Origin of the sequence: Nocardia sp. XZ_19_369, from assembly GCF_015355715.1 — a bacterium.
GTDB lineage: Bacteria > Actinomycetota > Actinomycetes > Mycobacteriales > Mycobacteriaceae > Nocardia.
Map to the genome: position 1 here is coordinate 1,194,612 of NZ_JACVED010000002.1, position 23,980 is coordinate 1,218,591.

Annotated in this window: 20 protein-coding genes; 10 read left to right on the top strand and 10 right to left on the bottom strand. The window is 68.0% G+C overall.

The genetic code is table 11. The features are described from left to right. Positions 1–1,053, bottom strand: a complete 1,053-nt coding sequence (locus IBX18_RS11430; protein ID WP_228540649.1) for an endonuclease/exonuclease/phosphatase family protein — start codon at positions 1,051–1,053, stop codon at positions 1–3. Positions 1,054–1,228: 175 nt separating this feature from the next. On the opposite strand from IBX18_RS11430, the gene IBX18_RS11435 reads away from it, so the two are divergent. Both IBX18_RS11435 and IBX18_RS11440 read left to right on the top strand, forming a co-directional pair. Continuing rightward, positions 1,229–2,932: a bifunctional UDP-sugar hydrolase/5'-nucleotidase gene (locus tag IBX18_RS11435; RefSeq protein ID WP_194833645.1), complete on the top strand. Its 1,704-nt coding sequence runs from the start codon at positions 1,229–1,231 to the stop codon at positions 2,930–2,932. A gap of 268 nt (positions 2,933–3,200) precedes the next feature. Further along, positions 3,201–5,213, top strand: a complete 2,013-nt coding sequence (locus IBX18_RS11440; protein WP_194833646.1) for an SDR family oxidoreductase — start codon at positions 3,201–3,203, stop codon at positions 5,211–5,213. A 48-nt stretch (positions 5,214–5,261) separates the two neighbouring features. Here the strand turns inward: IBX18_RS11440 and sigJ are convergent, their stop codons facing one another. After that, positions 5,262–6,170 (bottom strand): RNA polymerase sigma factor SigJ, encoded by a 909-nt coding sequence (gene sigJ / locus IBX18_RS11445; protein WP_194833647.1) that lies wholly within the window; start codon positions 6,168–6,170, stop codon positions 5,262–5,264. Positions 6,171–6,349: 179 nt separating this feature from the next. On the opposite strand from sigJ, the gene IBX18_RS11450 reads away from it, so the two are divergent. Then, positions 6,350–7,468 carry an amidohydrolase family protein gene (locus IBX18_RS11450; RefSeq protein ID WP_194833648.1) on the top strand — a complete coding sequence of 373 codons (1,119 nt, stop codon included), beginning with the start codon at positions 6,350–6,352 and terminating at the stop codon, positions 7,466–7,468. Between the two features lie 146 nt (positions 7,469–7,614). Here IBX18_RS11450 and IBX18_RS11455 read toward each other — a convergent pair whose 3' ends face one another. The 3 genes from IBX18_RS11455 to IBX18_RS11465 all read right to left on the bottom strand — a co-directional run bounded on the left by IBX18_RS11455 (position 7,615) and on the right by IBX18_RS11465 (position 9,908). Continuing rightward, positions 7,615–7,833 carry a hypothetical protein gene (locus IBX18_RS11455; RefSeq protein ID WP_107656347.1) on the bottom strand — a complete coding sequence of 73 codons (219 nt, stop codon included), beginning with the start codon at positions 7,831–7,833 and terminating at the stop codon, positions 7,615–7,617. A gap of 226 nt (positions 7,834–8,059) precedes the next feature. Continuing rightward, positions 8,060–8,716: a cutinase family protein gene (locus IBX18_RS11460; protein WP_194833649.1), complete on the bottom strand. Its 657-nt coding sequence runs from the start codon at positions 8,714–8,716 to the stop codon at positions 8,060–8,062. A gap of 163 nt (positions 8,717–8,879) precedes the next feature. Next, positions 8,880–9,908, bottom strand: a complete 1,029-nt coding sequence (locus IBX18_RS11465) for a zinc-binding alcohol dehydrogenase family protein (protein WP_194833771.1) — start codon at positions 9,906–9,908, stop codon at positions 8,880–8,882. Between the two features lie 193 nt (positions 9,909–10,101). Here IBX18_RS11465 and IBX18_RS11470 point away from each other — a divergent pair, with 193 nt between their 5' ends. Beyond that, the gene (locus IBX18_RS11470) at positions 10,102–10,737 is read left to right on the top strand and encodes a TetR/AcrR family transcriptional regulator (protein ID WP_194833650.1); all 636 of its coding nucleotides are present in this window, start codon (positions 10,102–10,104) and stop codon (positions 10,735–10,737) included. Then, positions 10,734–12,419, top strand: a complete 1,686-nt coding sequence (locus IBX18_RS11475) for an FAD-binding dehydrogenase (RefSeq protein WP_194833651.1) — start codon at positions 10,734–10,736, stop codon at positions 12,417–12,419. Before IBX18_RS11470 ends, IBX18_RS11475 begins: the two co-directional genes overlap by 4 nt. A gap of 19 nt (positions 12,420–12,438) precedes the next feature. Here the strand turns inward: IBX18_RS11475 and IBX18_RS11480 are convergent, their stop codons facing one another. Both IBX18_RS11480 and IBX18_RS11485 read right to left on the bottom strand, forming a co-directional pair. After that, entirely contained in the window at positions 12,439–13,359 is a 921-nt protein-coding gene (locus tag IBX18_RS11480) for an expansin EXLX1 family cellulose-binding protein (RefSeq protein ID WP_194833652.1), read from the bottom strand. A 262-nt stretch (positions 13,360–13,621) separates the two neighbouring features. After that, on the bottom strand, positions 13,622–14,242 hold the full coding sequence (locus tag IBX18_RS11485; RefSeq protein ID WP_306796230.1) for a PadR family transcriptional regulator: 621 nt from the start codon (positions 14,240–14,242) through the stop codon (positions 13,622–13,624). 194 nt (positions 14,243–14,436) lie between these two features. On the opposite strand from IBX18_RS11485, the gene hemC reads away from it, so the two are divergent. Continuing rightward, the gene (hemC, locus tag IBX18_RS11490) at positions 14,437–15,366 is read left to right on the top strand and encodes a hydroxymethylbilane synthase (protein WP_194833654.1); all 930 of its coding nucleotides are present in this window, start codon (positions 14,437–14,439) and stop codon (positions 15,364–15,366) included. A gap of 8 nt (positions 15,367–15,374) precedes the next feature. Here the strand turns inward: hemC and IBX18_RS11495 are convergent, their stop codons facing one another. Beyond that, positions 15,375–16,214 (bottom strand): IclR family transcriptional regulator, encoded by an 840-nt coding sequence (locus tag IBX18_RS11495; RefSeq protein ID WP_194833655.1) that lies wholly within the window; start codon positions 16,212–16,214, stop codon positions 15,375–15,377. A 177-nt stretch (positions 16,215–16,391) separates the two neighbouring features. Beyond that, entirely contained in the window at positions 16,392–16,652 is a 261-nt protein-coding gene (locus IBX18_RS11500; protein ID WP_194833656.1) for a three-helix bundle dimerization domain-containing protein, read from the bottom strand. A gap of 171 nt (positions 16,653–16,823) precedes the next feature. Here IBX18_RS11500 and IBX18_RS11505 point away from each other — a divergent pair, with 171 nt between their 5' ends. The 3 genes from IBX18_RS11505 (at position 16,824) to IBX18_RS11515 (ending at position 21,150) form a co-directional block, all read left to right on the top strand. After that, entirely contained in the window at positions 16,824–17,306 is a 483-nt protein-coding gene (locus IBX18_RS11505) for a nuclear transport factor 2 family protein (RefSeq protein ID WP_194833657.1), read from the top strand. A gap of 30 nt (positions 17,307–17,336) precedes the next feature. Then, the gene (locus IBX18_RS11510) at positions 17,337–20,441 is read left to right on the top strand and encodes an AAA family ATPase (protein WP_194833658.1); all 3,105 of its coding nucleotides are present in this window, start codon (positions 17,337–17,339) and stop codon (positions 20,439–20,441) included. Between the two features lie 64 nt (positions 20,442–20,505). Continuing rightward, positions 20,506–21,150: an MBL fold metallo-hydrolase gene (locus IBX18_RS11515; protein ID WP_194833659.1), complete on the top strand. Its 645-nt coding sequence runs from the start codon at positions 20,506–20,508 to the stop codon at positions 21,148–21,150. Positions 21,151–21,227: 77 nt separating this feature from the next. Here the strand turns inward: IBX18_RS11515 and IBX18_RS11520 are convergent, their stop codons facing one another. After that, entirely contained in the window at positions 21,228–22,694 is a 1,467-nt protein-coding gene (locus IBX18_RS11520) for a hypothetical protein (protein ID WP_228540650.1), read from the bottom strand. A 234-nt stretch (positions 22,695–22,928) separates the two neighbouring features. Between IBX18_RS11520 and IBX18_RS11525 the strand changes: the two genes are divergently transcribed. After that, on the top strand, positions 22,929–23,978 hold the full coding sequence (locus IBX18_RS11525; protein WP_194833661.1) for an aminotransferase class V-fold PLP-dependent enzyme: 1,050 nt from the start codon (positions 22,929–22,931) through the stop codon (positions 23,976–23,978). The last annotated feature ends 2 nt before the right edge of the window (positions 23,979–23,980 follow it).

Here is a 23,980-nt window from a genome sequence, read left to right on the forward strand (position 1 = left end):
TCAGCCGAGCTGATAGGTCGCCAGCACGGCTTTGTGGTCGGTCACCCATTTCGGCGGCGAGGCGATGAAATTGTCCTGCGTGTTCTCGTCCTGGCGGGCGTTGCGCACGATCGAGCCGCGGGGGCCGACGATTCCGGCGCCGGTCAGCTTCAGCGCGGAGCCGGGGCCCGCGAAGATGTAGTCGATCCGGTCCCGCTCGTCGGCCTCGGGCGTCCAGGTGAGCTGGTTGACCGGTGCGTCCGGATTGCTGGCGGGCCAGGTGAATCCGGGATGCGTCACCGGGTTCGGGTAGGTCGTGCGGTAGGCGTCCACGAAACCGGCCTGTTGCAGGCGCCGCGTGCTCTCCCACGGCAGCACCACGCCGTGGTGGTCGAACAGATTCGCCGTCGCGGGCGTCCAGTCCAGCACGGACGGTTCATTGAAGTCGCCGCCCAGGAGCACCGAACTACCCGCTGCCGCTTCGGCTTTCGCATCATCGATGAAGGCGCTGAGTACGTCGGGACGGCCCGAGGCCAGGTTGACCCGCTGCACCGCCACCGGATCGGTCACCGGCCCGCCCGGCATCTTGTTCCAGCCGAACTCGGAGTACTCCCCCGGCGCGGGCACGCCCGCACCGTAGCCGCGCGGCAGATAGGTGGCGTACCAACGGTATTCGAGGTGGGCGGCGTAGGCGGTCACCCGCTTTCCGCCGATGTTCAACCGCGCCTTGACCATCCACCGCTGATCGGCGCTGTCCTCGACCGGGAACTCCGTGAGCAGGCCCGTGTCCCCGGAGGACACCGCGGTGAACTTGCGCCCCTTCTTCTCCAGCGCGGCCGCGATCGCGTTCGTCGCCTTGTTCGCTTCGGACAGCAGCACGATCGAGGCCTGCGTATCGATGATCAGATCGGCGACCAGCCCTATCCCGTTGGGGATCTTGGTACCGCCCAACCAGATATTGATCGCCAGTACCCGGATCTCCCCCGGCGCCGCGGCGGCCACCGGCAGTCCGGCACCGGCGGCCAGCACACCCCCGGCCACTCCGAACACCTTCATCGCATCGCGTCGCGTCATCGAACTCGTCATGGTGACCTCACTCCGATCGTCTGCACAGCGGGACCTCGTTCTGCCTTCGTGCCTAGCCAGCCCATCGGAATACCCGGTGAACTGAGCGAGAGCACCGCGCGAACACCGGCGCGGGCAGGCCTGTGCGGTGGCAGCGACCGGCCGCACATGGGACAGTCGGAGCATGAACGCGCGCCGTCGCTTTGCCGCAGTTTTCTCCGGGTTCGTGAGCGTCGTCCTGATCGCGGGATGCGGCACCGCCGACGACAAAGGCAGTGCGCCGACGACGTCGGCCGCGCCGGGCGCGATCCCGTTGGTCTCGACGAACGATCTGCCCGCGGCGAAATCCGACGAGGTGCACCTGTTCGGGTTCAACGACCTGCACGGCAACCTGCAGCCACCGGCCGGTTCCACCGGGAAGATCGCCGGCTACGACGCGGGCGGGGCCGCCTACCTGGCGACACATCTGGCGCGGCTGAAGGCGGCCTACCCGGCCAGCGCGGTGGTCGCGGCGGGCGACGACATCGGGGCCAGCCCGCTGGTGTCCGGGCTCTTCCACGACGAGCCGACCATCACGTTCATGAACAACATCGGCGTCGCCGCCTCCTCGGTCGGCAATCACGAATTCGACGACGGCGTCCTGGAATTGGCCCGGCTCCAGCAGGGCGGCTGCGCGCCGGACGGATGTTCGCCGGGCGAACCGTTCACCGGGGCAAAGTTTCCCTACCTCGCCGCGAACGTCACCGATGCCGAGGGCAAACTGCCGCCCGCGCTGACGCCGTGGACCATGGTGCAGGTCGGCGGGCACAAGGTCGGCGTGGTCGGCACGGTCACCCCCGATACCGTGAATCTCGTTTTCCCCGAGGGCATTCGGGGATATCGGTTCGACGACGGTGTGGAGGCGATCAACAAGTACGTGCCGGAGATGCGGGCGGCGGGCGCCGAGACCGTCGTGGCGCTCATGCACGACGGCGGCAGCCAGCGTGCCGAGAAGGACGCCCCGCTCGACTACAACGGATGCGCCGACCTCACCCCGAATGTCGTCGGGCTGGCCAAGCGCGTCGACCCGATGGTGCAGGCGCTGTTCACCGCGCACAGCCACCAGTCCTACGTGTGCACGATCGACGGCAAGGTGGTCACCCAGGCGGCCTCCTTCGGCAGGCTGATCACCGATCTCACGTTGCGTTTCGCGCCCGAGGGTGTGCAGGCGTCGGCCATGAACCGGGTGGTGACCAGGGACGTGACACCGGACGCGGCCACCACCGCGCTGGTCGACTTCTACGCCGAGCAGGCCCGCCCGCGCGCGGCACGGGTGGTAGGCACAGCCGCCGACGTACTGCCGCGCGAGCCGGACGCCTCGGGTGCCTCGACGCTGGGCAATGTCATTGCGGACTCGATGCTCTCGGCGACCGCGGGACCGGCCGGTGCCGTCGCGGCGTTCATGAATCCGGGCGGCGTCCGCGCCGATCTGAAGGCGGGGCCGGTGACCTACGGCGACATCTACACCGTCCAACCATTCGGCAATCAGGTCGTCACCCTGACGCTCACCGGGCAGCAAATCCTGCGCCTGCTCGAGCAGCAGTGGGACAACACCAGCAAGCCCGCGGTGCTCTCCCTCGCCGGTCTCACCTATGCCTACGCCGACTCGGCGCCCAAGGGCGGCAGGGTGATCGGCGACAGCGTCCGGATCGCGGGACAGCCGCTCAACCCCGCCGCTACCTATCGGATCGCCACCAACAGCTTCCTCGCCGGTGGCGGCGACGGCTTCACGGTCTTCACCGAGGGCACCGACAAGGTCCCCGGCCCAACCGATCTCGACGCTCTCGAAGCGCTCTTTCGCGACAAGTCTGCCGTCCAGGTGCCGCCCGCCCGGATCGAGAAGCGGTAGCCGGTCGGTAGCTGCGCCTTATTGGACAACCGACCAGTTAAGCGATACCTGGAAATTGTTGTAACACTTACCCTTTGACCTGCGCCGATGGGTGACCAGTCCCACATAGTGATCCAGCCCGGAAGGCTTGCCGGAAATGATCAGGATCATTACTGTTTCCTATAAGTCAGGACGAAGGGGTTCCTACTTTCCAAAATCTCCGCATTCACCGTTGCATGCCGGATGACTTGTGCGACAAAACGGTTCGAATGAACAGCAGGAGAGGGCGATGGCTACTTACATCGTGACGGGCGGTACCGGATTCTTGGGACGGCGGGTCGTTCAGGAACTCCTGGACAATGACCCCGAGGCCGTCATCCACGTGCTGGTGCGCGAGGAGTCGCTGCAGAAGTTCGCCGACCTCGCCACCGGATGGAACGGCGGTGAGCGGGTGTTCTCGCTGGTCGGCGATCTCACCGCCGAGGGGCTCGGACTCACCAGGGAGGCGCCCGCGGCGGATCACCTGATCCATCTCGGCGCCGTCTACGACATGACCGCCGACGAGGACACCGCGCACGCGGCCAATGTCGCGGGCACCCGGTCGGTGCTCGACCTGGCCCGCGCGACCGGCGCTGTGCTGCATCATGTTTCGTCGGTCGCGGTGGCGGGCGACCACAAGGGGAAGTTCTTCGAGGAGGATTTCGACCTCGGCCAGCGACTGACCTCGCCCTATCACCGGACCAAGTTCGCGGCGGAGAAACTCGTCCGCGAATCGCGCGGGGTGCGCTGGCGGGTGTACCGGCCCGCGATCGTGGTCGGCGACTCGCGAACCGGCGCGATGGACAAGATCGACGGCCCGTACTACTTCTTCTCGGCCATCGCCAAGCTGGCCGCACTGCCCTCGGAACTGCCGCTGCCGCTGCCCGACCTCGGCGCGACCAACATCGTGCCGGTCGACTACGTGGCCGCCGCGATGGCCGCCCTGGTGCGCAAGCCCGGCTTGGACGGGCGCACGTTCCACCTGGTCAACCCCGAGCCGCAGCCGTTCAGCGAGGTGTACAGCGCGCTGGCCGCAGCCGCAGGTGCGCCGTCCGGTATCGGCGTCGTGCCGCTGAGCGCTCGCGCACTCAGCGGGCTCTCCCAGCTGCCCGGTGTGCCCGCGGTGCGCGATTTCCTGTTGGAGCAGTTGGGGATTCCGGCCGCCGTCGCGCCGCACACCTCCTTCTCAGCGGAGTTCATCTCGGATTCGACTCGGGCGCAGCTGCGCGGCACCGGGCTGTCCGTGCCACCTTTCGCCGGCTATGCCGACCGGCTCTGGCAGTACTGGCGGGAAAACCTCGACCCGCATCGCGGGCAGCCCGCCGTGGCCAACGAGCCGCTCAACGGCCGGATCGTGCTCATCACCGGTGCGTCGTCGGGCATCGGCCTGGCTACCGCGCACGCGGTCGCGCGCCGCGGTGCCACCGTCCTGATGGTGGCCCGGGGCAAGGACGACCTGGCCGACTCGGCCGACTCCGTGCGCGCGGAAGGTGGTGTGGCCTATGACTATCCGTGCGACATCACCGACGCCGACGCGGTCGCGACGCTGGTGCAGGTCGTGCTCACCGAGCACGGCCACGTCGACTACCTGGTGAACAACGCGGGCCGCTCGATCCGCCGGTCGGTGCTGAACTCCACCGACCGCATGCACGATTTCGAGCGGACGATGGCGGTCAACTACTTCGGCGCGGTCCGGCTGATCCTGGCGCTGCTGCCCGCCATGCGGGCCCGGCGCTTCGGCCACATCGTCAACATCTCCTCGATCGCCGTCCAGACCAAGGTGCCCCGGTTCGCGGCCTACGTCGCGAGCAAGTCGGCGCTGGACAACTTCAGCGAGATCGCGGCCGTCGAAAACCGGGATGCCGGAATCACTTTCACCTCGGTGCGGATGCCGCTGGTGCGCACCCCGATGATCGCCCCCACCGACCTCTACAAGTCGCTGCCCGTCCCGGACCCCGACCAGGCGGCCGCGATCGTGGTCCGCGCACTCGAGGATCGCCCGCACCGCATCGACACCCCGGTCGGCACCTTCGCCCAGGCCGTCGAACTACTGATGCCGTCGGTGAAGCAGACCATCCTGCACCAGGGTTTCCGCCTCTTCGGGGAATCCTCTGCGGCACAGGGCAAGAAGAAGGCGGCGGCGAAGAAGGCCGATGCCGGACGCAGCCCGCTGCAAGTCCTCTCGCCGGTCCTCATGCCCTTCATGGCACTCCCCGGCCCGGCCGCGCGCGTGGCCCGGGTGGTGCCCGGCCTGCAGTGGTAGTCGCGAGCTGATCGACGCCGTCGTCCGTCAGGGCGACGGCGTCGCTCGTTATCGGATGTGGGTGAGCTTGTCCGGGTTGGTGACCGAGTAGATGCCGCCGATCGTATTGTCCGGCAGCACATCCAGCACGACCACGGCCAGCGGACCGGAGCCGTCGAAGACGACGGCGCACGGGTCGCCACTGACCGCGCGGTAGCTGATCTGGTAGTCGGCGCGCAGGCCGCGGGCGACGTTCAGGAAGAGTTCGGCGACGGCCGCGCAGCCGTGCACCGGACGCAGGCTGGTCGCGGGCCCCCTGCTGCCGCCGTCGGTCCACAACGTCACCTCCGGCGCCAACACGGCGAGCAACTCCGCCAGGTCGCCACCCATCGCGGCGGCCACGAACCGCTCGGTCACCGCTCTCCGCAGCCGCGCATCGGCCTGCTGTCGCGGCCGACGGGCCTGCACGTGCTGGCGCGCACGGTAGGCGAGTTGCCGCACTGCCGTCGGGCTGCGGTCGACCAACTCCGCGATCTCACTGTGCGAGTACGCGAAGACCTCGTTCAAGACGAACACCGCGCGCTCGATCGGTGTGAGTGATTCCAAGACCACCAGCAGTGCCATGGAGAACGACTCGGCGTCGATCACCGCGTTTTCGGCGCCCGCGGGTTCGTGTACCACCGGTTCGGGCAGCCATTGGCCGACATAGGTCTCCCGGCGCCGATTCATCGCGGTCCGTCTGCCGAGTGCGTGATTCACCGCGACGCGGACCAGATACGCACGCGGGTTCTCGATCGGCACGCTGCCGCGCGGCGCCCAGGACAGCCAGGTCTCCTGGAGCACGTCCTCGGTGTCGGCGATGCTGCCGAGCATGTTGTAGACGACGGAGAACAGCAGTTCCCGGTGTCGCAGGAACACCGCTGTCGCGGCGTCGGTCTCCGCCGCCGCAGCGGTGCGTGTTCGGTCCGGATCGATCATGGGACGGCTCCTGTGTCGGTGGCAGGTCGATCATCAGAGCGCCGGAAGCCCACCGCGATAACACTTTCGGTGACCGAGGGTGATCCATCTCACCCCCGCGTTACGTTCCGGCCCTGCACTGCCCTCCTGATGTGTGTACGCGGCACCGTTGCCGCCCGACCCGAAACCAGGAGGCTGCCATGCGCACTGCGATCCACGACGTCCGTGTGTTCGACGGCGAACAGACCGAATCCCGTGCCACCGTATTGATTGTCGACGACAAGATCGCCGCATACGACGGCGGCCCGGCGGATACCGACATCGATGGCGCGGGACGGACCCTGCTGCCCGGCCTGATCGACGCGCACACCCACATTTTCGGCGACGACCTGCGCACGGCACTGGCCCACGGGGTGACCACCGAACTCGACATGTTCTGTCTGCCCACCAATCTCGCGGCACAGCGCGTGCTGGCCGCCGAGCGCGACGATGTGGCCGACTTCCGCAGCGCGGGCACCCTGGCCACCGCGCCGGGCGGTCATCCGAGCCAATTGCTGTCCGCCCCTGGCATGGACGCCCTCGGCGCGGAACCGTTCGACATGATCCGGTCCCCCGATCAGGCCGCTGATTTCGTGCGGGCCCGGCAAGCCGAGGGCGCGGACTACCTCAAGATCGTCATCGATGACGGTGGCGTGCACGGCACCGAACTTCCGGTGCTGTCGCCGGACACGGTGGCCGCGCTGGTCACCGCCGCGCACGAGGCGGGGCTGATCACCATCGCGCACGCGCTCACCGCGGCGGAGGTACGCGTCGCGGTCGAGGCCGGGGTCGACGGCCTCGCCCATGTCTGGACGGAGACCGGCCCCGCCTCCGACGCGCTCGTGGAACAGGTTGCCGCACAAGAGCTTTTCGTCGTCAGCACGCTCGTCTACTTCGAGGCGATCACCCAGCATGCCGGGGCCGCCGCCGACTGCGTGATACCCGGCACGGCCGACGGCGCGGCCGGGGTCGCGCGCGCACTGCACCGAGCGGGTGTGCCCTTGCTCGCGGGCACCGACGCCACGCCGTTCGTGCCCGCCCACGGTGTCGATCTACACCGCGAACTCGTGCTCCTCACCGCGGCGGGACTGAGCAACGAACAGGCCCTCGCGTCGGCAACGAGCCTGCCCGCCAAGCACTTCGGGCTCACCGACCGCGGCCGGATCGCCCCGGGCCTACGCGCGGATCTGCTGCTGGTCGACGGTGACCCCACCGCCGATATCACCGCAACCTCGGCGATCGCCGAGGTCTGGCGCCGCGGCGTGCGCCGAACCCCCTGACCCGCAACGAACTCCACACCTTTTGTTCGAGCCGCACACCCCCTATACCGGGTGTGCGGCTTACCCAAAAGGTGTGCACCTTCCTTTCACAACCCGCGCCACCGCCCGGGTATTTCGCAAATTGGGGGCGATCGGGGCGGAAGTGTTCAGATTCGGGCGCGGTTCGGTGGGGTGATATGGGGGTAGCGGTAGTGGATTCGGGCGATGCAGTGGCGCACTGTGTGCAGCTCCGCGTGTAGGTCGCGCAGTCGCTGTGTTTGGAATGTCCTTTCGGCGGTATTGATGGCGCGCGCGAGGGTGCGGGCGTGTGCGGCGAGCAAGTCCAGAAAGACCCGGGCTTGTGCGATGTCGGAATCATCGGACATTCGCTGTTCCTATCACGCGTTCCCCGGGCCGCACCACCGGAACTCCCCGCGTTCCACCGGATTTCGCCGCAGCGTGTCCGAATCGAAAAGGACCACCGGTGTTTCAGAGAATTTGCTGCGCAGGGCGAACAAACGGCCGTCGGTGGTACCGACGCACCTGGCGCGAACAGCCGACAGCGGGACCGACCCTCGGGTCGGCCCCGCCGCGGATTCCCCGGTGGAGGACTCAGACTCGCGAAGCGGCGAACTCCGCGGCAGGCCACATGGCCCACCCGTAGTTGCCGTGCGCGCCGAAGTCGAAGCCGGCACCGCACACCGGATCGCCACCGGTGCAGTAGTTCGCGGTGCGCCAGCCGTACAGATCCGGCACGTTCCAGCCAACCAGCCGGACCGGATCACCGAACAGCAGCACCGCCGCCACCCGCCATTCCATGTCGAACGGGAGGGTGTGCATGCCACCGAGCGCGGTCACGATGCCGGTACCGAGCACGCCGTGGGTAACCACCGCGCCCTGCGAGTAGCCGACCAGGATGAACCGCTGATCAGGGCAGATCGAGGACTGCCACATGATGTGCGCGGTCATGTCCTGGGTGCCCCGGCTGATCGAGGTCGGATCCCGCAGGTCCGCAGGATAATTGACACGGTACGCGCTGGAGCTCACCGGAAGCGTCTGCAGCAGCGTGGCATACAGTGGATCGCCGACCCCCGAACCCAGATATCCGGGTTCGTCGGTACCTCGTGCGACCACCACCTCGACCGCCGTACAGGGCGACGCCCACGCACTCGATCCTGTCGTCGTTCCGAATCCCGCGACGAGCAGTAGCACAATGAATGCCTGCACCACCCGCCACTTTTCGAAATGAATTACCTTCCGGTTTGCCATCGTGATCACCCGCTCACGCCGTTGTGAGAAGCCGAGTGACACTTGTCATAGACAAGTGCCACTCGGCTATATCTGCGAAGGTAAGAACGGCGGAGCGGGCCGTCAAGCAAAAGAACCCGAACGATGCGTACTCAGAACCGAATCGTGTCCTGCTCGGCTTTTTCTATGGCACGAGAACCGCTGCGCCCGTGAAACGTCCGTGCGCGAGGTCGGCGAGGGCCTGATTTGCCGCTCCCAAGGAGTACCCACGGGTGGTCACTTCTATGCGGTGTTCGCCTGCGAGGGAGAGAAATTCGCGGGCATCCGCGCGGGTGTTGGCGGTGACCGAGCGAATTTCCCGCTCCTGGAACAGGTGCCGCTGGTAATTCAGCGCCGGGATGTCGCTGAGGTGAATGCCCGCGATGGCGAGGATGCCGCCGCGATCCAGCGCCTCGAGCGCCGGCGGCACCAGGCCGCCGACCGGCGCGAACATGATCGCCGAATCCAGTTGCACCGGAGGCAGATCCGCGGCACCTTGCGCGGAGGCGGCGCCGAGCGCCAGGGCCAGCTCCCGTGCGGCCGGGTCGCGGGTCATCACGTGCAGCTCCGCGCCGCGGGACAGCGCCACCTGGGCGGCGATATGCGCGCTGCCGCCGAAGCCGTAGAGACCGAGGCGGCCGCCGGGTGGCAGCGCGGCCCGTTCCAGCGCGCGGTAACCGATGATGCCCGCGCACAGCAGCGGGGCCAGTTCGGTATCGGCGTAGCCGTCCGGTAGTAGCAGCGCGTAATCGGCTGGCACAGTGGCGAATTCGGCGTAGCCGCCGTCGGCGTCCCAGCCGGTGTAAGTCGAACGGGGGCAGAGGTTTTCGGCGCCGCGCAGACAGTACTTACAGGCGCCGCAGGTATGCCGCAGCCAGGCGATGCCGACCCGATCGCCCACGGCGAAGGTCTGGGTGAACCGCGACTCTTCGGCCACCGCGCCGACCCCGGGTCCGACGGCCACCACCTCCCCGACCACCTCGTGTCCGGGTACCACCCCCACCCGGTGCACCGGCAGGTCGCCCTCGGCCACGTGCAGGTCCGTCCGGCACACACCGCACGCCAGCACGCGCACGAGTAACTCGTCGGCGGCGGGTTCGGGCACCGGCTCCCGCACCTGCTCCAACGGTGCCTCGTCGATAGGCCCGGGGCGTCGCACGCGCCAGCCGGTCATGGATGCGGGCCGGTCGACCTCGTTCATACCGATCTCTCCTTTGTCACCAGGATGCACGGTCGTATCGAGTAGCGATCACGCTACTCGTCCGATTTCACCACGTCACAGCGCCGAATCTGATACATTTATGTATTGAATACATTTCTGTATCCATTCGGCCGGTTCGCACCGGTCCCGCCCCAGGAGGTGCCCGTTGTCGTCCACCGACGCGAGAACCTCGGCGACCCGCGTCACCCGCCGCCGCGCCGAGACCAGGGAGCGGTTGCTCACCGCCGCCTACGAAGCCTTCGCCGAGGAAGGCTTCGGCAAGGCCACCGTGGAACGCGTCTGCGAGCGCGCCGGATTCACCCGCGGCGCCTTCTACTCGAACTTCGGCTCGCTCGACGAGTTGTTCCTGGCCATGTGGGAGCAGCGCTCGGCCGCCATGCTCGCCGACGTGCAACGCCTGCTCGACGATATCCCGGTCGGCGGCACCGATGTCCGCACGTCGATCGAGCAGTTGGAGCGGGCGGTACCGATCGACGAGGGCTGGTATCGCATCACCGCGGAGTTCACCACGCATGCGCTACGCAATCCCGAGCTGCGGCGAGTGATGGCCGCGCGCGAAGAGGCGATCGTCGGCGCGCTGATGCCGACCGTCGTCGCGGGCTTGGCCAAGATCGGCCGCACCGTGCCCGACCCGGAAGCCCTGGGCCAGGCTCTCGTCGCGGTGCACGACGGCACCAGCGTGCAGGTGCTGATGGAACCACGTAGCCGCGTCGTCCGACGCAGGCGCACCGACCTCTTCTACCACGTCGTGCTGGCCTACAGCACCGAGACCGAAGGATGAACATGACCGATTCCGCATTCGCCACCGAGGCAGATGTCATCGTCGTCGGCGCCGGGCTGGCCGGCCTGGTCGCGACGCACGAGCTGGTCAAGGCGGGCCGCAAGGTGCACGTGCTCGACCAGGAGAACCGCAACAACCTCGGCGGGCAAGCATTCTGGTCGCTCGGCGGGCTGTTCATGGTGGACACCCCGGAGCAGCGGCGACTCGGCATCAAGGACTCCTACGACTTGGCGCTGCAGGATTGGCTCGGCTCGGCCGGTTTCGACCGCGACGACGAGGACTTCTGGGGCAAGCAGTGGGCGCAGGCCTATGTGCGGTTCGCGGCCACCGAGAAGCGCGACTATCTGCACGAGCTCGGGCTGCGGATCACCCCGGTGGTCGGGTGGGCCGAGCGCGGCGGGAGTTTCGCCGACGGGCACGGCAATTCGGTGCCGCGCTTCCACCTCACCTGGGGCACCGGGCCGGAGGTGGTGCGGGTGTTCGCCGAGCCGGTCCTCGAAGGGGAACGAAAAGGGTTGGTCGGCTTCAGTTTCCGGCACCGGGTCGATGAACTGATCATCGAGGACGGTGCCGCGGTCGGCGTGCGCGGCAGCGTCCTGGCGGAGACCGACCTCGACCGCGGTAAGGCCTCGTCGCGAGAGGTGGTCGGCGAGTTCGAGTTCCGGGCGAAGGCGGTGATCGTCACCTCCGGCGGCATCGGGCACAACCACGAGATGATCCGGCGCAACTGGCCCACCGAACGGCTCGGCAAGTGCCCGGAGACGATGATCTCCGGCGTGCCCGCGTATGTGGACGGGCGGATGCTCGCCATCACCGAGTCCGCGGGCGGCGCCCTGGTCAACCGGGATCGGATGTGGCACTACACCGAGGGCATCAAGAACTGGGATTCGATCTGGCCCGACCACGGCATCCGGATCATTCCCGGGCCGTCCTCGCTGTGGTTCGACGCGAACGGAACACGTTTGCCCGCACCGTGTTTCCCGGGCTTCGACACCATCAGCACAATGAAGGCGATCCTGGCCACCGGCTACGACTACTCCTGGTTCGTGCTCACCCAGTCGATCATCGAGAAGGAGTTCGCGCTGTCGGGTTCGGAGCAGAACCCCGACATCACCGGCAAGGACTGGAAATTCACGCTCAAGAGCCGCCTCGCCAAGGGCGCGCCGGGGCCGGTGGAGGCGTTCAAGCAGCACGGCGTCGACTTCGTGGTCGCGGACAACCTGCGCGAGCTGGTCACCGGGATGAACAAGATCGCGCGCGGCCCCCAGCTCGACTACGACGCGCTGGAAGGCCAGATCGTCGCCAGGGACCGGGAAGTGGCGAACAAGTACACCAAGGACAGCCAGGTGATGGCGATCACCAACGCGCGCCAGTACCTCGGCGACAAGGTGAGCCGGGTCGCCAAGCCGCACCGGATCCTCGACCCGGCGGCAGGCCCGCTCATCGCGGTCCGGCTCAACATCATCACGCGGAAAACGCTGGGCGGCTTGCAAACCAACCTCGATTCGCAGGTGATGCGCCAGGACGGCACCGCATTCCCCGGCCTGTACGCGGCGGGTGAGGTGGCCGGGTTCGGCGGCGGCGGGGTGCACGGATACAACGCGCTGGAGGGCACCTTCCTCGGCGGGTGCATCTTCTCCGGGCGGGCCGCGGGTAAGGCCCTGGCCGCGAAACTCGGCTAGGCCCAGTCGAAAGCGGCGTCTAGGGCCGGCAGGCCGCCGAGACCAGGCTCGACGACGGTGGCGGCGCGGCGGCCAGCGTGGTCGGCGAGGTGATCGGCGGTGGCGTGGTCACCGGCGCGGCGACCGGCGGCGTCCCGCTGTAGAGCCGGGTGCCGGTCGGATGCACGCCCGGCTCCAGGTCGATGTCGTAGATCTCGGCCTGGTTGCCGTGCACGTCGGTGACCCGCGCGACGAAGGGGCCTGCCCCGGCCCCGGAGATGGTCCAGTAGTTGTCCATGCCGCGGGTGAGGGGCCGCCAGTCGCCGCCGAGTACATGCCGAATAGCGATGTCCTGCAACGGGTTTCCGGCCCCGCTGACCAGCATGGCGAACCAGGCGCTGCTGGAATCCGGTTTCACCTGATAGGACAGTTCCGGCGGCGGCTCCGGGTTGTGCACCACGTTGTAGCGGATCGGCACCACCCCGTCGGACAGGTCGGCGAGCTGAGCGAAGGCGGCGACGCTCAGATCCAGTTGTCCCGGAGCACATGCCGGGCAACGGTCGACGATGAGCGCGCGCACGTCGCCGCGCGGGCCCTGGATGTCGAGGTACGCACCGCACGGATCGGCTCTGCCGAATTCCGGCGTCGACATCCCCGCATAGAAGCCGTCCAGCGGCAGACCGGCGAACGAGCACGAGACGCCCTGGCTGAACGAGTAGAACCGCGCCTCACCGGCGACCACCGGCTGCGGGTTCGTCACGGGGGCGGTGATCGGCGTGAAACCGCTGTTGTCCACCGGCATTCGCGCGGTCGACGACTGGGCGAGCGCGCTCGGCGTCTCACAGTGCAGCGGGTCGGGGCGGGTCAGCCAGACCGCCGCACCCGCGATCGCGACCAAACCGATCGCCGACCACAGCCACCCCGAACGGACGTGTCGTTGATTGATAGGTATCCGGTGCATCGCTCCCCGACTACGGTTCACCTGCACGTGACTGCCTCGCGAGCGCTCGGCTGCGTCACGCGCCGGACGCGCTGCAAGATGGTTCGCTCGCTGCGCTCCTTCACGGACTGTCCATCCTGACGTCCATCAGGAAAGCAGTCGGACGGCCCGCCCATACGGGGAACGAAAATTCTCCGCAGTGAAAGACTGACGCTTCAGCAAGCATGGGGCAAACGCCCAGCATCCTGCTGGACACTCCAGCAGCCCACCGGAAATCATCCGGTCAGGAGGCGCGGCGCTTCGCTTTCGGCACGGCCTTGGTGGCGATCTTGTCGACATCGGCGAGCAGTTCCCGGCCGAATTCGGCCTCGGCCTCGTAATGGCGCACGCACCAGCGCAATACGGCCGCCGGATAGGGCTGGGCCGGATCCTCCCCCGCGCCCGCCGCGTCCGCCTCGGCCAGCCCCCGCATCCGGTCGGCGTAACCGATGTGCTCGGTGAGGATTTCGCGCAGCCGCTCCGGCTCCGCCAGGTGACCCAGCCAGGCGCGCAGCATCACGCTGTGCTTGAGCACCGGCGCCTCCACCGACGCGTGATTCACCCAATGTGCCGCTGCCGCACGGCCGTTCGCGGTGATGGCATACATGCGCTTGCCGCGCACGCCGTCCTCCTGCAGCACCGTGCGCGAGGTCGCGTAGCCGTACTTCTCCAGCCGCTTCAGCTCGGCGTAGATCTGACTGAACGACGGGCTCCAGTAGAAGAACTGCAAGCTGCCGTCGGCCCACTTCTTCAGGTCGTAACCGGATAGTTCGTCCGTATGCGAGAGCATTCCGAGCACGGCCCAGCTGGTCGTGGGAAGGTCGGGTACCTCGGCTTTCGCCGAAACAGCCTGCGCGTCGGTCACCAGTAGAACTATATCGCTCAGGCACATTTCGGGGGCTGGCGCAGCATGCTCGCCCCACCCCCGGCGTCCCCGATCCGGCCGCACACTTTCTGATTTCACGCATACCGAATCGCATGCGATTCCTTGTGCGGGAAATCAGAAAGTGTGCGGCTGCGCGGCGGAGGGTGGGTTGGGGGTGGAGTAGGGTGCTCGGCATGTCGCGTGCGCGCATTATTCGGATCGCTACTCGGTCCAGTCCGATGGCGGTGGCTCAGGCGGAGCAGGTTGCCGGGTTGCTTGCGGGGCTCGGGGTGGACAGTGAGCTGGTCAAGGTCACTACCGCCGGGGATCGGTGGATGGGTGATCTGTCCAAGCTCGGCGGTAAGGGCGCCTTCGTCAAGGAGATCGACCACGCGCTGCTGGTGGACGAGGCCGATCTCGCGGTGCACTGCCTCAAGGACATTCCCGGCGATATCCCGGTGCCCGAGGGGCTGGCGTTCGCCGGGTATCTGGCGCGCGACGACGTGCACGACGCGGTGATCACCGGTAACGGCGCACCGCTCGCCGAGCAGCCCGAGGGCACCGTGGTCGGCACCAGCTCGGTGCGCCGGACCGCGCAGCTGCTCCTGCACTATCCGCACCTGACGGTGAAACCGTTGCGCGGCAACGTGAATACCCGGCTGGCCCGGCTCGAAGAGGGGCACGTGGATGTGCTGATCGCGGCCGTCTCCGGGCTGCATCGCGTCGAGCAGGCCCATCGGATCACCGAGACCCTCGATCTCGAGACCATGTGCCCGCCGATCGGCGCGGGCATCATCGCGCTGGAGTGCCGGACCACCGACACCGAACTGCTCGAACTCGGCGCCCGCCTGGACGACCCGGACACGCACCGGCAGGCCGATGCCGAACGCGCCATGCTGCACGCCCTGCAAGGGCACTGCAACTCCCCCATCGCCGGCTACGCCACCACCGACCGCACCGGCCGACTGACCTTGCACGGCAAGGTGTTCAGCCCGGACGGCGCCCAGTGGCTGGACTCCCGCCAGTGGGGTGTCCCGGAAGACCCGCAGGCGCTCGGTTTCTTCGTCGGCGCGGATCTGCTGCGGCAAGGCGCGCGCGCCATCATCGACGCGATCCCGCACTGAGCGCAGGCTCAGCGCCAGCGGGCGTGCCGCGGGAAGAGCGAACGGCCGGCCTCGTGCGCGACCTCGACCAGCACCCGAGCCAGCCGGGCGGTATCCAGAACTGTTCGCTCGCCGCCGATTTGGCCGGACAACGACAGGGCGGCCACCGCGGCTCCGCGCCCGCGGAGCGGGACGGCCACACAGGCGATGCCCGCCACCGACTCCTCGTTGTCCACCGCGACGCCCTGCCGCTGCCGGACGCGGGCGAGTTCACGATGCAATTCGGCTCTGTCGCAAATGGTTCGGGCCGTCAGCTGCGGTAGATGATCCCGGAACGAGGTCTCGACGATGCTCGGTTCGAGGGACGCGAGCAGCGCCTTGCCCAGCGCGGTGCTGTGCGCGGGCATCCGGCCGCCGAGGCGCGTCGGGATGCTGGCGGCGAACCGGCCGCCCGCCTTGTCCAGGTAGAGCACCTCGCGACCGTCCAGCACACCGAGGTGTCCGACCATGCCGGTGCGTTGGCAGAGGTCGTGCAGCAGCGGGCTCACCACGTCGCGAATCTCGTTGTGGTCAGCGGCAAGTCCGCCCAGTTCGAGCGTGCGCATGCCGAGCCGGTAGCCGCCTGGGGCGTGCGCGAGCCAGCGCAGCCGGATCAGCTGATCCAGGATGCGATGCACCGTCGAGCGGGGCAGGCCGGTGCGTTCGGACAGCCCCAGCAGGGTGAGCGTCGGCGTCGCACCGTCGAAAGCGTCCAGTATCAACGTCATTCGCTCGATCATGGAGACCGGTGGCTGGGACCGAGCCGGCACCGGAGCCGATCCCGCCCACAACTCTCCGGATTCGGGAGGGGTCACCGCCTCGACCGCCATGGCTCACCTCCACTGTGTGCTCGCCTAGAGCTTAGAAGTATTTCTAATAGGCATGTACGTTTCCGGCGCACTCCTTTGTGTGCCCCATCACAGTGCCTCGGCGGGCGCGCAGTGACATCCCGGAAACTACGGAGAGCACTACGGATCTTCTCGGTAGCCGGGAGCGAATCTTGACAGCTAGGCGCGGCTGCTCTGCTCCTCGACCATGGCGGACAACCACTCTCGGGTGTAGCGCTCGGCGAGCAGCGGGAGGAAGTTGTCGATGGTGGCATGGTCGGCGACGTGCTCATAGGCCGAGCGAAGGAACTGCTCGATGGCCTGGTCGTCGATGAGGCCGTTGAATTCCTCCTCCAGCCGGAGCGCGGCCGCATGCAGGGCGACCGCCTGATCGAGAGACGGATCGTGCGGGTTGGGCGTGGTAACAGGGCTGTCGTTCACTGCGGACTCCCGATCGTGACGAGACTTTCGGTGCGGTGAGCACATGTACTGGCTGCGACATGCCTCGATCAGTCGAGTACCCAACGGTCGGCTCGGAACACATTCGGGCCGTCACGGAGCAAATTAGAACAGGTTATTGTTTACTGAGCGGTGGCATGCCACGCTGGTCGGATGGATCTCGCCGCCATCGAAGCCGTCCGTCAGCTCAAGTACCGATACTTCCGGACGCTCGACCTCAAACAGTGGGACGCGTTCGGCGACACCCTCGCGGTCGACGCCGCCGGACGCTACGGCACGCACGCGCTCGGCGAACCGCTCACCCTGGACGGCCGCGACGCCATCACCGCGTTCATGCGGGAGAACCTCGGACCCGCGGTCGTCACGGTCCATATCGCGAACCATCCCGAGATCACCGTGGACGGCGACACCGCCACCGGCTCATGGGCTTTCGAGGACACGGTGATCGCCACCGACTACAACGTGCTGATCCGCGGTGCCGGGTATTACACCGACAGCTACCGGCTCGACGCCGACGGCAGCTGGCGCATCGCGTCGACCAGTTACCAGCGGATCTACGAATCGATGCAGTCGCTCGCCGACACACCCAGTCATCAACTGCTGTCGAATATGTGGGCGGCGCCCACAGCGAAATAGGCGGCTCGGCGCGGCGATTAAGCTGGGTGCGTGGCGGGAACGCGGCTGATCGGCCGAGACCACCCGGCGGCACTGCTGCGGGAGGCGTTGCGCCGCACGGTGTCCAGTCACGGTGGGCTGGTGCTGGTGTCCGGCGAAGCGGGCATCGGCAAGACGGCGCTGGTCACCGAGGTCGTCGGCGAGTTCGACGACTCCGAGGTGCTGGTGCTCACCGCGACGGCGTGGAGCGGCGACGGGACCCCCGGATTCTGGCCGTGGGTGCAGGTGCTGCGCGGACTCCGGCGCGCCGCCACCCCTGAGCAGTGGGCCGCCGTCGACGACGCGGCGGGTAACGCGCTGTCCTTCCTGATCGGTGAGGCGGAACAGCCGGACCCCGCGGCCGGGTCACTGTTCCGGATCGGTGACGCGGTGACCGAGGCCCTCGTCACCGCCAGCACGCTGCGGCCGGTGTTCGTGGTGATCGACGACCTGCACCGGGCCGACCCGGCATCGATCAGGTTGCTGGCATTCGTCGCCCGGCATTCGTGGTTCGAGCGGTTGGCGATCGTCGGCACCGTGCGCGACACCGATATCGACGCGTCACTGCGAAAGGTGTTCGGTGAGTTGCTGACTGCCGCGCGCACCATCGAGTTGACCGGTCTGCCGGTCGACGGGGTCGCGGCGCTGGTCGGCAGCGTGACGGGTGCGCACGCCGACGACGAGGTCGTGCACACGCTGCACAGTTTGTCCGGCGGCAATCCCTTCCTGATCGAGCAGGCCGCGCGCCTGTGGCAGGCGGGCAGTCCGCTCGACACCTTGGCTCCCGGTGTGCGGGAGACCCTCGACGCGCGCCTCGCACCGCTTCCGGCCACCGCGATCGATATCTTGACGACCGCCGCCCTGGTCGGGCGTGAGTTCGCCGCAGCGGTGGTGGCGTCCGGTACCGGATGCGAAATCGCCGTCGTACAAGAACAATTGGCCGCCGCCGTGCGCGCCAGGCTGGTGACCCCGCTGTCCGGCGAGCGATTCACCTTCGTGCACGATCTGATCCGCGAGACACTGCGCGCCCGGATCGGCGAGGCGGAGGCCCGTAAACGCCACGCCGCCATCCTCGCCGCGCTCGAGCAGCTGCCACGGGAGGTCTCCGGGGCAACCCCGAGCGACCTGGCACACCATGCTTACGACGCCGCCGACGCGATCGACGATGCCCGGACGCTGCGGTATCTGCTCGACGCGGCGGCCGACGCGTGCGGTCGGCTGGCCGCGGGCGAGGTCGCCGAGCACTATCGGCACGCGCTCACCCGCATTCCCGAGGACCAGGCCGAGCTGCGCGGCACCGTCGGCCTCGGTTTGGCTGCGGCACAGAGTGATTCGGGCGAGCTGGCCGCCGCGCGCCACACCTACGAGGCGTTGCTGACCACCGCCAGGGCACGCTCGGCGGCGGAGCTGTTCGCCAGGGCCGCGCTCGGACTGCACGTCCTGGGCATGCCCGATCCGGAACGGGAGGCACAGCGCGAGATCGAGATCATGGACCAGGCGCACCGGATGCTGCTGGCCGAACGCCCGCCCACCGATCCCCTTGCCGTGCAGGTGCTTGCCGCCGCGACGCGCGTGCGGGTGCATACGGGGCACGCGCTGCGGCCCGACGCGATCGACCGGGCGAGTGCCGAAACACTGCGCCTGGCACGGGAATCCGGGGACGACGACGCACTCGCGGCGAGCCTGCTGGCCCGGCACGACGCGATCTGGCGGCCCGGTGCCGCCGGCGACCGGCTGGCGCTGGCCGACGAGCTCGCCCGCGTCGGCCGCCGCATGCACCGCGACGAGCTCGAATTACAGGGCCGCCTGCTGCGATTCGCCGCACTGCTGGAGCTCGGGGACCCGCGCGTACACACGGAGTTAGCTGCGTTCGGCGCACTGGCGGACCGGGCCCGGCATCCGCGCTTCCGTTTCATCGCATTGTCGCGAACGGGTGCCCTGGCCATGGTGAGCGGCCGATTCGCCGACGCACGCACGGCCATCGATGACGCGTACGCGCTCGCGGAACGACTCGGTGAAGTCGATCGGGAGCCGCTCTGGCTCGAACAGCGTTGGGCCCTGGCCCTGTGCACGGGTGATCTCGCGGAAGCCGAGGCCTTCGTCGACCGTTATCGCGAGATGGCGGTCGAGTACACGGCGATCGTGGACGTGATCACGGCGGCCCGGCGTGGTGATGTCGAGCGGGTTCGGCGCGGCGTCGGCGACCTTCCGGCGCTGTACGAGTTCTATCCCCGGCACTTCCACCCGGCCATCCTGATCGCGCAGGTGTACGCCGCACTAGTCCTCGATGACGCTGATCTGCGAGCGGCGGTGCGCGCCAGGTTGGTTCCGCTGGCCGGATGGTGGGCGGTCGTCGCCGGTGGCGGCGCGGTCTACGGCCCGTACGCCTATTGGCTCGGGCGGGTGGCGGCGGCGGACCGTGACCTCGACGCCGCTGCCGAACATCTCACGGCCGCAGCGGATTCGGCACACCGGATGCGGGCGCAGCCGTGGGTGGAGGCCGCGCGGCACCACCTGCGGCTGATTTCGCATCGGGAGCCACCGCCGGTTCGAGCACCGGCATCGCCGCCGGACAACGAGTTCCGGTTCGACGGAACGGTGTGGACGCTGCGGTTCGCCGATCGCACCGTTCATCTGCCCGACGCCAAAGGAATCCGGGATCTGCACGTGCTGCTCGCGCATCCGGGACACGACATCCCGTCGCTTGAACTGTTCGGTGCGCCCGACACCGGAACCCAGCGCGCGGCACAGTCTTTCGGCGGTGATCCGGTGCTCGACGATCGCGCCAAAGCCGAGTATCAGCGGCGGCTCAGCACCCTGGACGCCGAGATCGATCGGGCCGTCTCTGTCGGAAACGATGCTCGCGCTGTCGAACTCGACCAGGAACGCGCCGCGCTGCTCGACGAGCTACGCCGCACCTCGGGACTGGCCGGACGCACCCGCCGGCTCGGTGACGACGCGGAACGCGCTCGCAAGACGGTCTCCGCCCGGGTACGCGACACACTGCGCCGGATCGATCGGCTGCACCCCGAACTCGCCGAACACCTGCGCGCCGCGGTCTCCTTGGGTCTGTTCTGCCGATACCAACCGCACCGTGAGGTCCGCTGGCGGCTCTGATCTAGCACCGCGAGATCCGATCTAGCGCCTTCCCAGTAGAGACACCATTCGGAAGGAGCACACCATGCACCAGATCGTCCCCAACCTCTGGGAGACCGAGACCCTCAGCCCGTTCCCCGGCCTGAACACCCATGCCTACCTGTGGACGACCCCGGAGGGAAATGTGTTGTTCTACAACACCACCCTCCCCGAGGAGTTCGACAAGATGGCCGAACTCGGCGGTGTCGCCCACCACTACGTGAGCCATCGCGACGAGATCGCCTCGTCCCTGTCCACGGTCCGTTCGCGATTCGACGCGAAGCTGCACATCCACAAAGCCGACGCGGTCATGGTCACCGACACCCCCGTCGACGACGCCTTCGACACCCGCCACACCGCGATCGCCGGCCTCGAGGTGATCCCCACTCCCGGCCACACCCCCGGCAGCGCCTGCTACCTCGCGACCATCGACGGCAAACGCTACCTCTTCACCGGCGACACCCTCGTCCTCGGCGAGAACGGCAAGTGGTGGGCCGGATACCTCGAGGGCCACAGCGACCGCGACACCCTCCTCGCCACCCTCGACGCCCTCGCTCAACTCGAGCCGGACGTCATCGTCTCCAGCGCCTTCATGAGCGACAAGGGCGTCGTCGAACTCGGCGACCGTCCCTGGTCCGAGTGCGTCGCCGAAGCGCGCAGCGGCCTGCTGGCCGATCCGCCGAAGGAGTAGTCGGGCACGGTACTGCCGAGGGCGGTCCCCGCTGTCGTCCGCGGGACCGCCCTCGATCTCGGCCGCCCCAGCACTGTTCAGCCGACGACGATCGGTTCATCAGCCTCGAACATGGTGCGCTCACCTTGCGCCGTGAGTCCGCGCGGCCCCGACGTGTCCGACGTTGTGAACCCCGGACCCGGGTGTCGCTGCCCGAGCCCGAACCATTCCCGCAGCTGCGGGTTGAGCAGAAAACTGTCGGCATATTGCTGCGCGCCTGCCACATTCGGGTGCGCCATAGCCGCCGACATGCACTGCGGCGGTAGCGGACTCAGCATCGGACAGGCCGTAAGGCGCAGTGACACCGTGTTGTCACCCAGCGGGTTGTCCCACAGTTTCGGATTCGAGCCGAGCACACCATTGTCCTGGGTGAACAATCCGTCGGCCGCCACCGCGTAGGGGCCGTCCGGTGAATTCGCATTGGCCTGGTCCGCGGCTTCCCGGAAAGCCTGCGAGGACAGTCCGACGAACTGTGCCCACCGCTGCGCCTGCTCCGGCATGCCCTGCGCATTCATGGCGTAGAAATAGTTGGCCACCAGCACCTTCGGCCCGCCGGGCAGTGTGTGCGCCTTTTCGATGGCGGGCCGCATTCCTCGACCGCCGTAGCCGCGTTTGGCTCCGCTGAAGTACGGCACATCCTTTGCCGGATTGACCGCCTCGGCACCTTCACCGCCGATTTCGCGCCGCACCGCCGCAGCCAGATCCTGGCTGCCGGGCGTGATTCCGGCAGGCACACCGAAGAACGGGTCCATATCGTTGACGCCGCCGTTCATGATGACGAGATCCACCGAGTATCCGTCAGCGGCGGCATTGGCATTCGCTTTCGCCAACTGACAGAACACATCCGGCATCTGATCGGTGACTTCGCCGAGCTCCATCGTCCCGTCATTGTCGGTGTCTTGCCGGTACCGCTGGCTCAGGCATCCCGCATCGTCTTGTGGGAGCTCCTGCCCGTCGATCACCGCACCGGAGATCGAATAGTCGTGCAGCTGGTAACCGCGCCCGGTCTTCGCGCCGAGTTGCGCGGCGGTGAGCAGCGGGAACTTCTGATCGTGCTGGAGGCCCTGGCCCCAGACGGCCGAATCCCCGATCGCGATCACGTGCAACGGCGAGCAGTCTCGGCTCACCTGTTGTTCCCACTGCTTGCCGAAGCCACCGACGATCCCGCCCGGCAACCGCAATCGCGCATCCACCGTAAGGTTGCCGTCGGCCGGCTCGTTCGCGGGCAATTCGAACGGCACTGTCGCGACAGTGTTCTGCATCGGCACGATGCCCGTGCGATACACGGTGTCCCCGGACCGAATTCGCCACTCGATTTCAGTATTCAGCGTCGCACCCAGTGGGGAGTACACATCGACCGTGCCGCGGACCGGGCCCGAGCAGACGTCGCCGGCGATATTGACGCCGACGGTCATCGGATAGTCGGACACCACGTCCGCACGGGCGGGCGAGGCATTCGATCCGATCGCTACAGCTGTGCAGACCCCCACTGTCAGTAGCACCACCTGCCGTGCCAGACCTGTCCGCAACCGGATGTTCGTCCTGAGTAACCCTCGATGTATAGACCGCACGAAGAGGGAGGCTAAGCACCGTCCCGACTCCTGGACAGCGGCCCCGCCGTCGAGATAAACAACATCTGTTGATGGCTGTGCCCGCTACCGGCGCGCTCGACTACAGATCGGTCCAGTTTCGGGGTGCTGGCGCTGTACTGGTGTGGCGCGGCGGCGGATGCTCCTACTATGTCCTCCCTTGCGCCCGATGAGTTCTCGACCGAAGTCGCCTATCTCAATACCGCCTCGTTCGGGCTGCCGTCCGCGCGTTCGCTGGCCGCCGTCCAGGAAGCGAGCGCGCGGTGGGCGGCGGGGCGGGGTGGTCCGATGTCGAACGACATCTTGGTGCCGAGGTTGCGGGAGGGGTTCGCACGTCTGTTGGCGGGTGCCACCGCAGATGACATCGCGCTCGGTGGCGCCGCTTCGCAGTTGATCGGGCCGATCGCGGTCGCGCTGCCGCCGGGGGCCGAGGTGCTGGTGGCCGAGGGTGAGTTCGCTTCGGTCACCATGCCGTTCCTACACCGGGGTGATCTCGCGGTGCGGGTGGTGCCGCTGGAACGGCTGGCCGAGGAGGTGCGGCCGGAGACGGCGCTGGTCGCGGTGAGCGTGGTGCAGTCGGCGGACGGTCGGATGACCGATCTGCCGACGCTGCGGGCCGCCACCCGGGCGCACGGTGCCCGGCTGCTGGTGGACGCCACGCAGGCGGCGAGCTGGCTGCCGCTGAGCTTCGCCGACGCCGACTACTGGGTGTGCGCGACGTTCAAGTGGCTGATCGGCGCGCGCAGCGTGTCATTCTTCGCCGCGGGACCCGAGGCGCTGGAGTCGATCCGGCCGGTCGGGCCCGGCTGGTACGCGGCGGCGGACCCGTGGGCCGAGCTGTACAACCCGGTCGAGCTGCCGAAGACCACCCGGCGCTTCGATTCCACGCCCGACTGGCTCGGGGTGACCGCGGCGAGTGCGGGGCTCTCGCTGATCGAGGAGTTGACGGTCGACAAAATCAACGCGCACAACCTCGCGCTGGCCGATCGCTTCCGCGCCGGACTGACCGAGCTCGGCCTGCCATCGGTGCCCACCCGTTCGCCGATCGTCAGCGTTCCCGGTGCGGGCGATGCGGCAGGACGCCTGGAGCAGGCCGACGTCATCACCTCCGCGCGCAATGGCGGGCTGCGGTTCGCGTTCCACCTGTACAACACTGCGGAGGAGGTCGACCGGGCACTGGAGGTTCTCGCCGCCGAGTGACC

Bases quoted from the DNA above. Each gene is read 5' to 3' on its own strand.
- IBX18_RS11450 (WP_194833648.1), top strand. From the start codon at position 6,350: ATGCGCACTGCGATCCACGACGTCCGTGTGTTCGACGGCGAACAGACC.
- IBX18_RS11435 (WP_194833645.1), top strand. From the start codon at position 1,229: ATGAACGCGCGCCGTCGCTTTGCCGCAGTTTTCTCCGGGTTCGTGAGC.
- sigJ (WP_194833647.1), bottom strand. From the start codon at position 6,170: ATGATCGATCCGGACCGAACACGCACCGCTGCGGCGGCGGAGACCGAC.
- IBX18_RS11505 (WP_194833657.1), top strand. From the start codon at position 16,824: ATGGATCTCGCCGCCATCGAAGCCGTCCGTCAGCTCAAGTACCGATAC.
- IBX18_RS11465 (WP_194833771.1), bottom strand. From the start codon at position 9,908: ATGACCGGCTGGCGCGTGCGACGCCCCGGGCCTATCGACGAGGCACCG.
- IBX18_RS11460 (WP_194833649.1), bottom strand. From the start codon at position 8,716: ATGGCAAACCGGAAGGTAATTCATTTCGAAAAGTGGCGGGTGGTGCAG.
- IBX18_RS11525 (WP_194833661.1), top strand. From the start codon at position 22,929: ATGTCCTCCCTTGCGCCCGATGAGTTCTCGACCGAAGTCGCCTATCTC.
- IBX18_RS11495 (WP_194833655.1), bottom strand. From the start codon at position 16,214: ATGGCGGTCGAGGCGGTGACCCCTCCCGAATCCGGAGAGTTGTGGGCG.
- IBX18_RS11475 (WP_194833651.1), top strand. From the start codon at position 10,734: ATGAACATGACCGATTCCGCATTCGCCACCGAGGCAGATGTCATCGTC.
- hemC (WP_194833654.1), top strand. From the start codon at position 14,437: ATGTCGCGTGCGCGCATTATTCGGATCGCTACTCGGTCCAGTCCGATG.
- IBX18_RS11455 (WP_107656347.1), bottom strand. From the start codon at position 7,833: ATGTCCGATGATTCCGACATCGCACAAGCCCGGGTCTTTCTGGACTTG.
- IBX18_RS11515 (WP_194833659.1), top strand. From the start codon at position 20,506: ATGCACCAGATCGTCCCCAACCTCTGGGAGACCGAGACCCTCAGCCCG.
- IBX18_RS11480 (WP_194833652.1), bottom strand. From the start codon at position 13,359: ATGCACCGGATACCTATCAATCAACGACACGTCCGTTCGGGGTGGCTG.
- IBX18_RS11440 (WP_194833646.1), top strand. From the start codon at position 3,201: ATGGCTACTTACATCGTGACGGGCGGTACCGGATTCTTGGGACGGCGG.
- IBX18_RS11430 (WP_228540649.1), bottom strand. From the start codon at position 1,053: ATGACGCGACGCGATGCGATGAAGGTGTTCGGAGTGGCCGGGGGTGTG.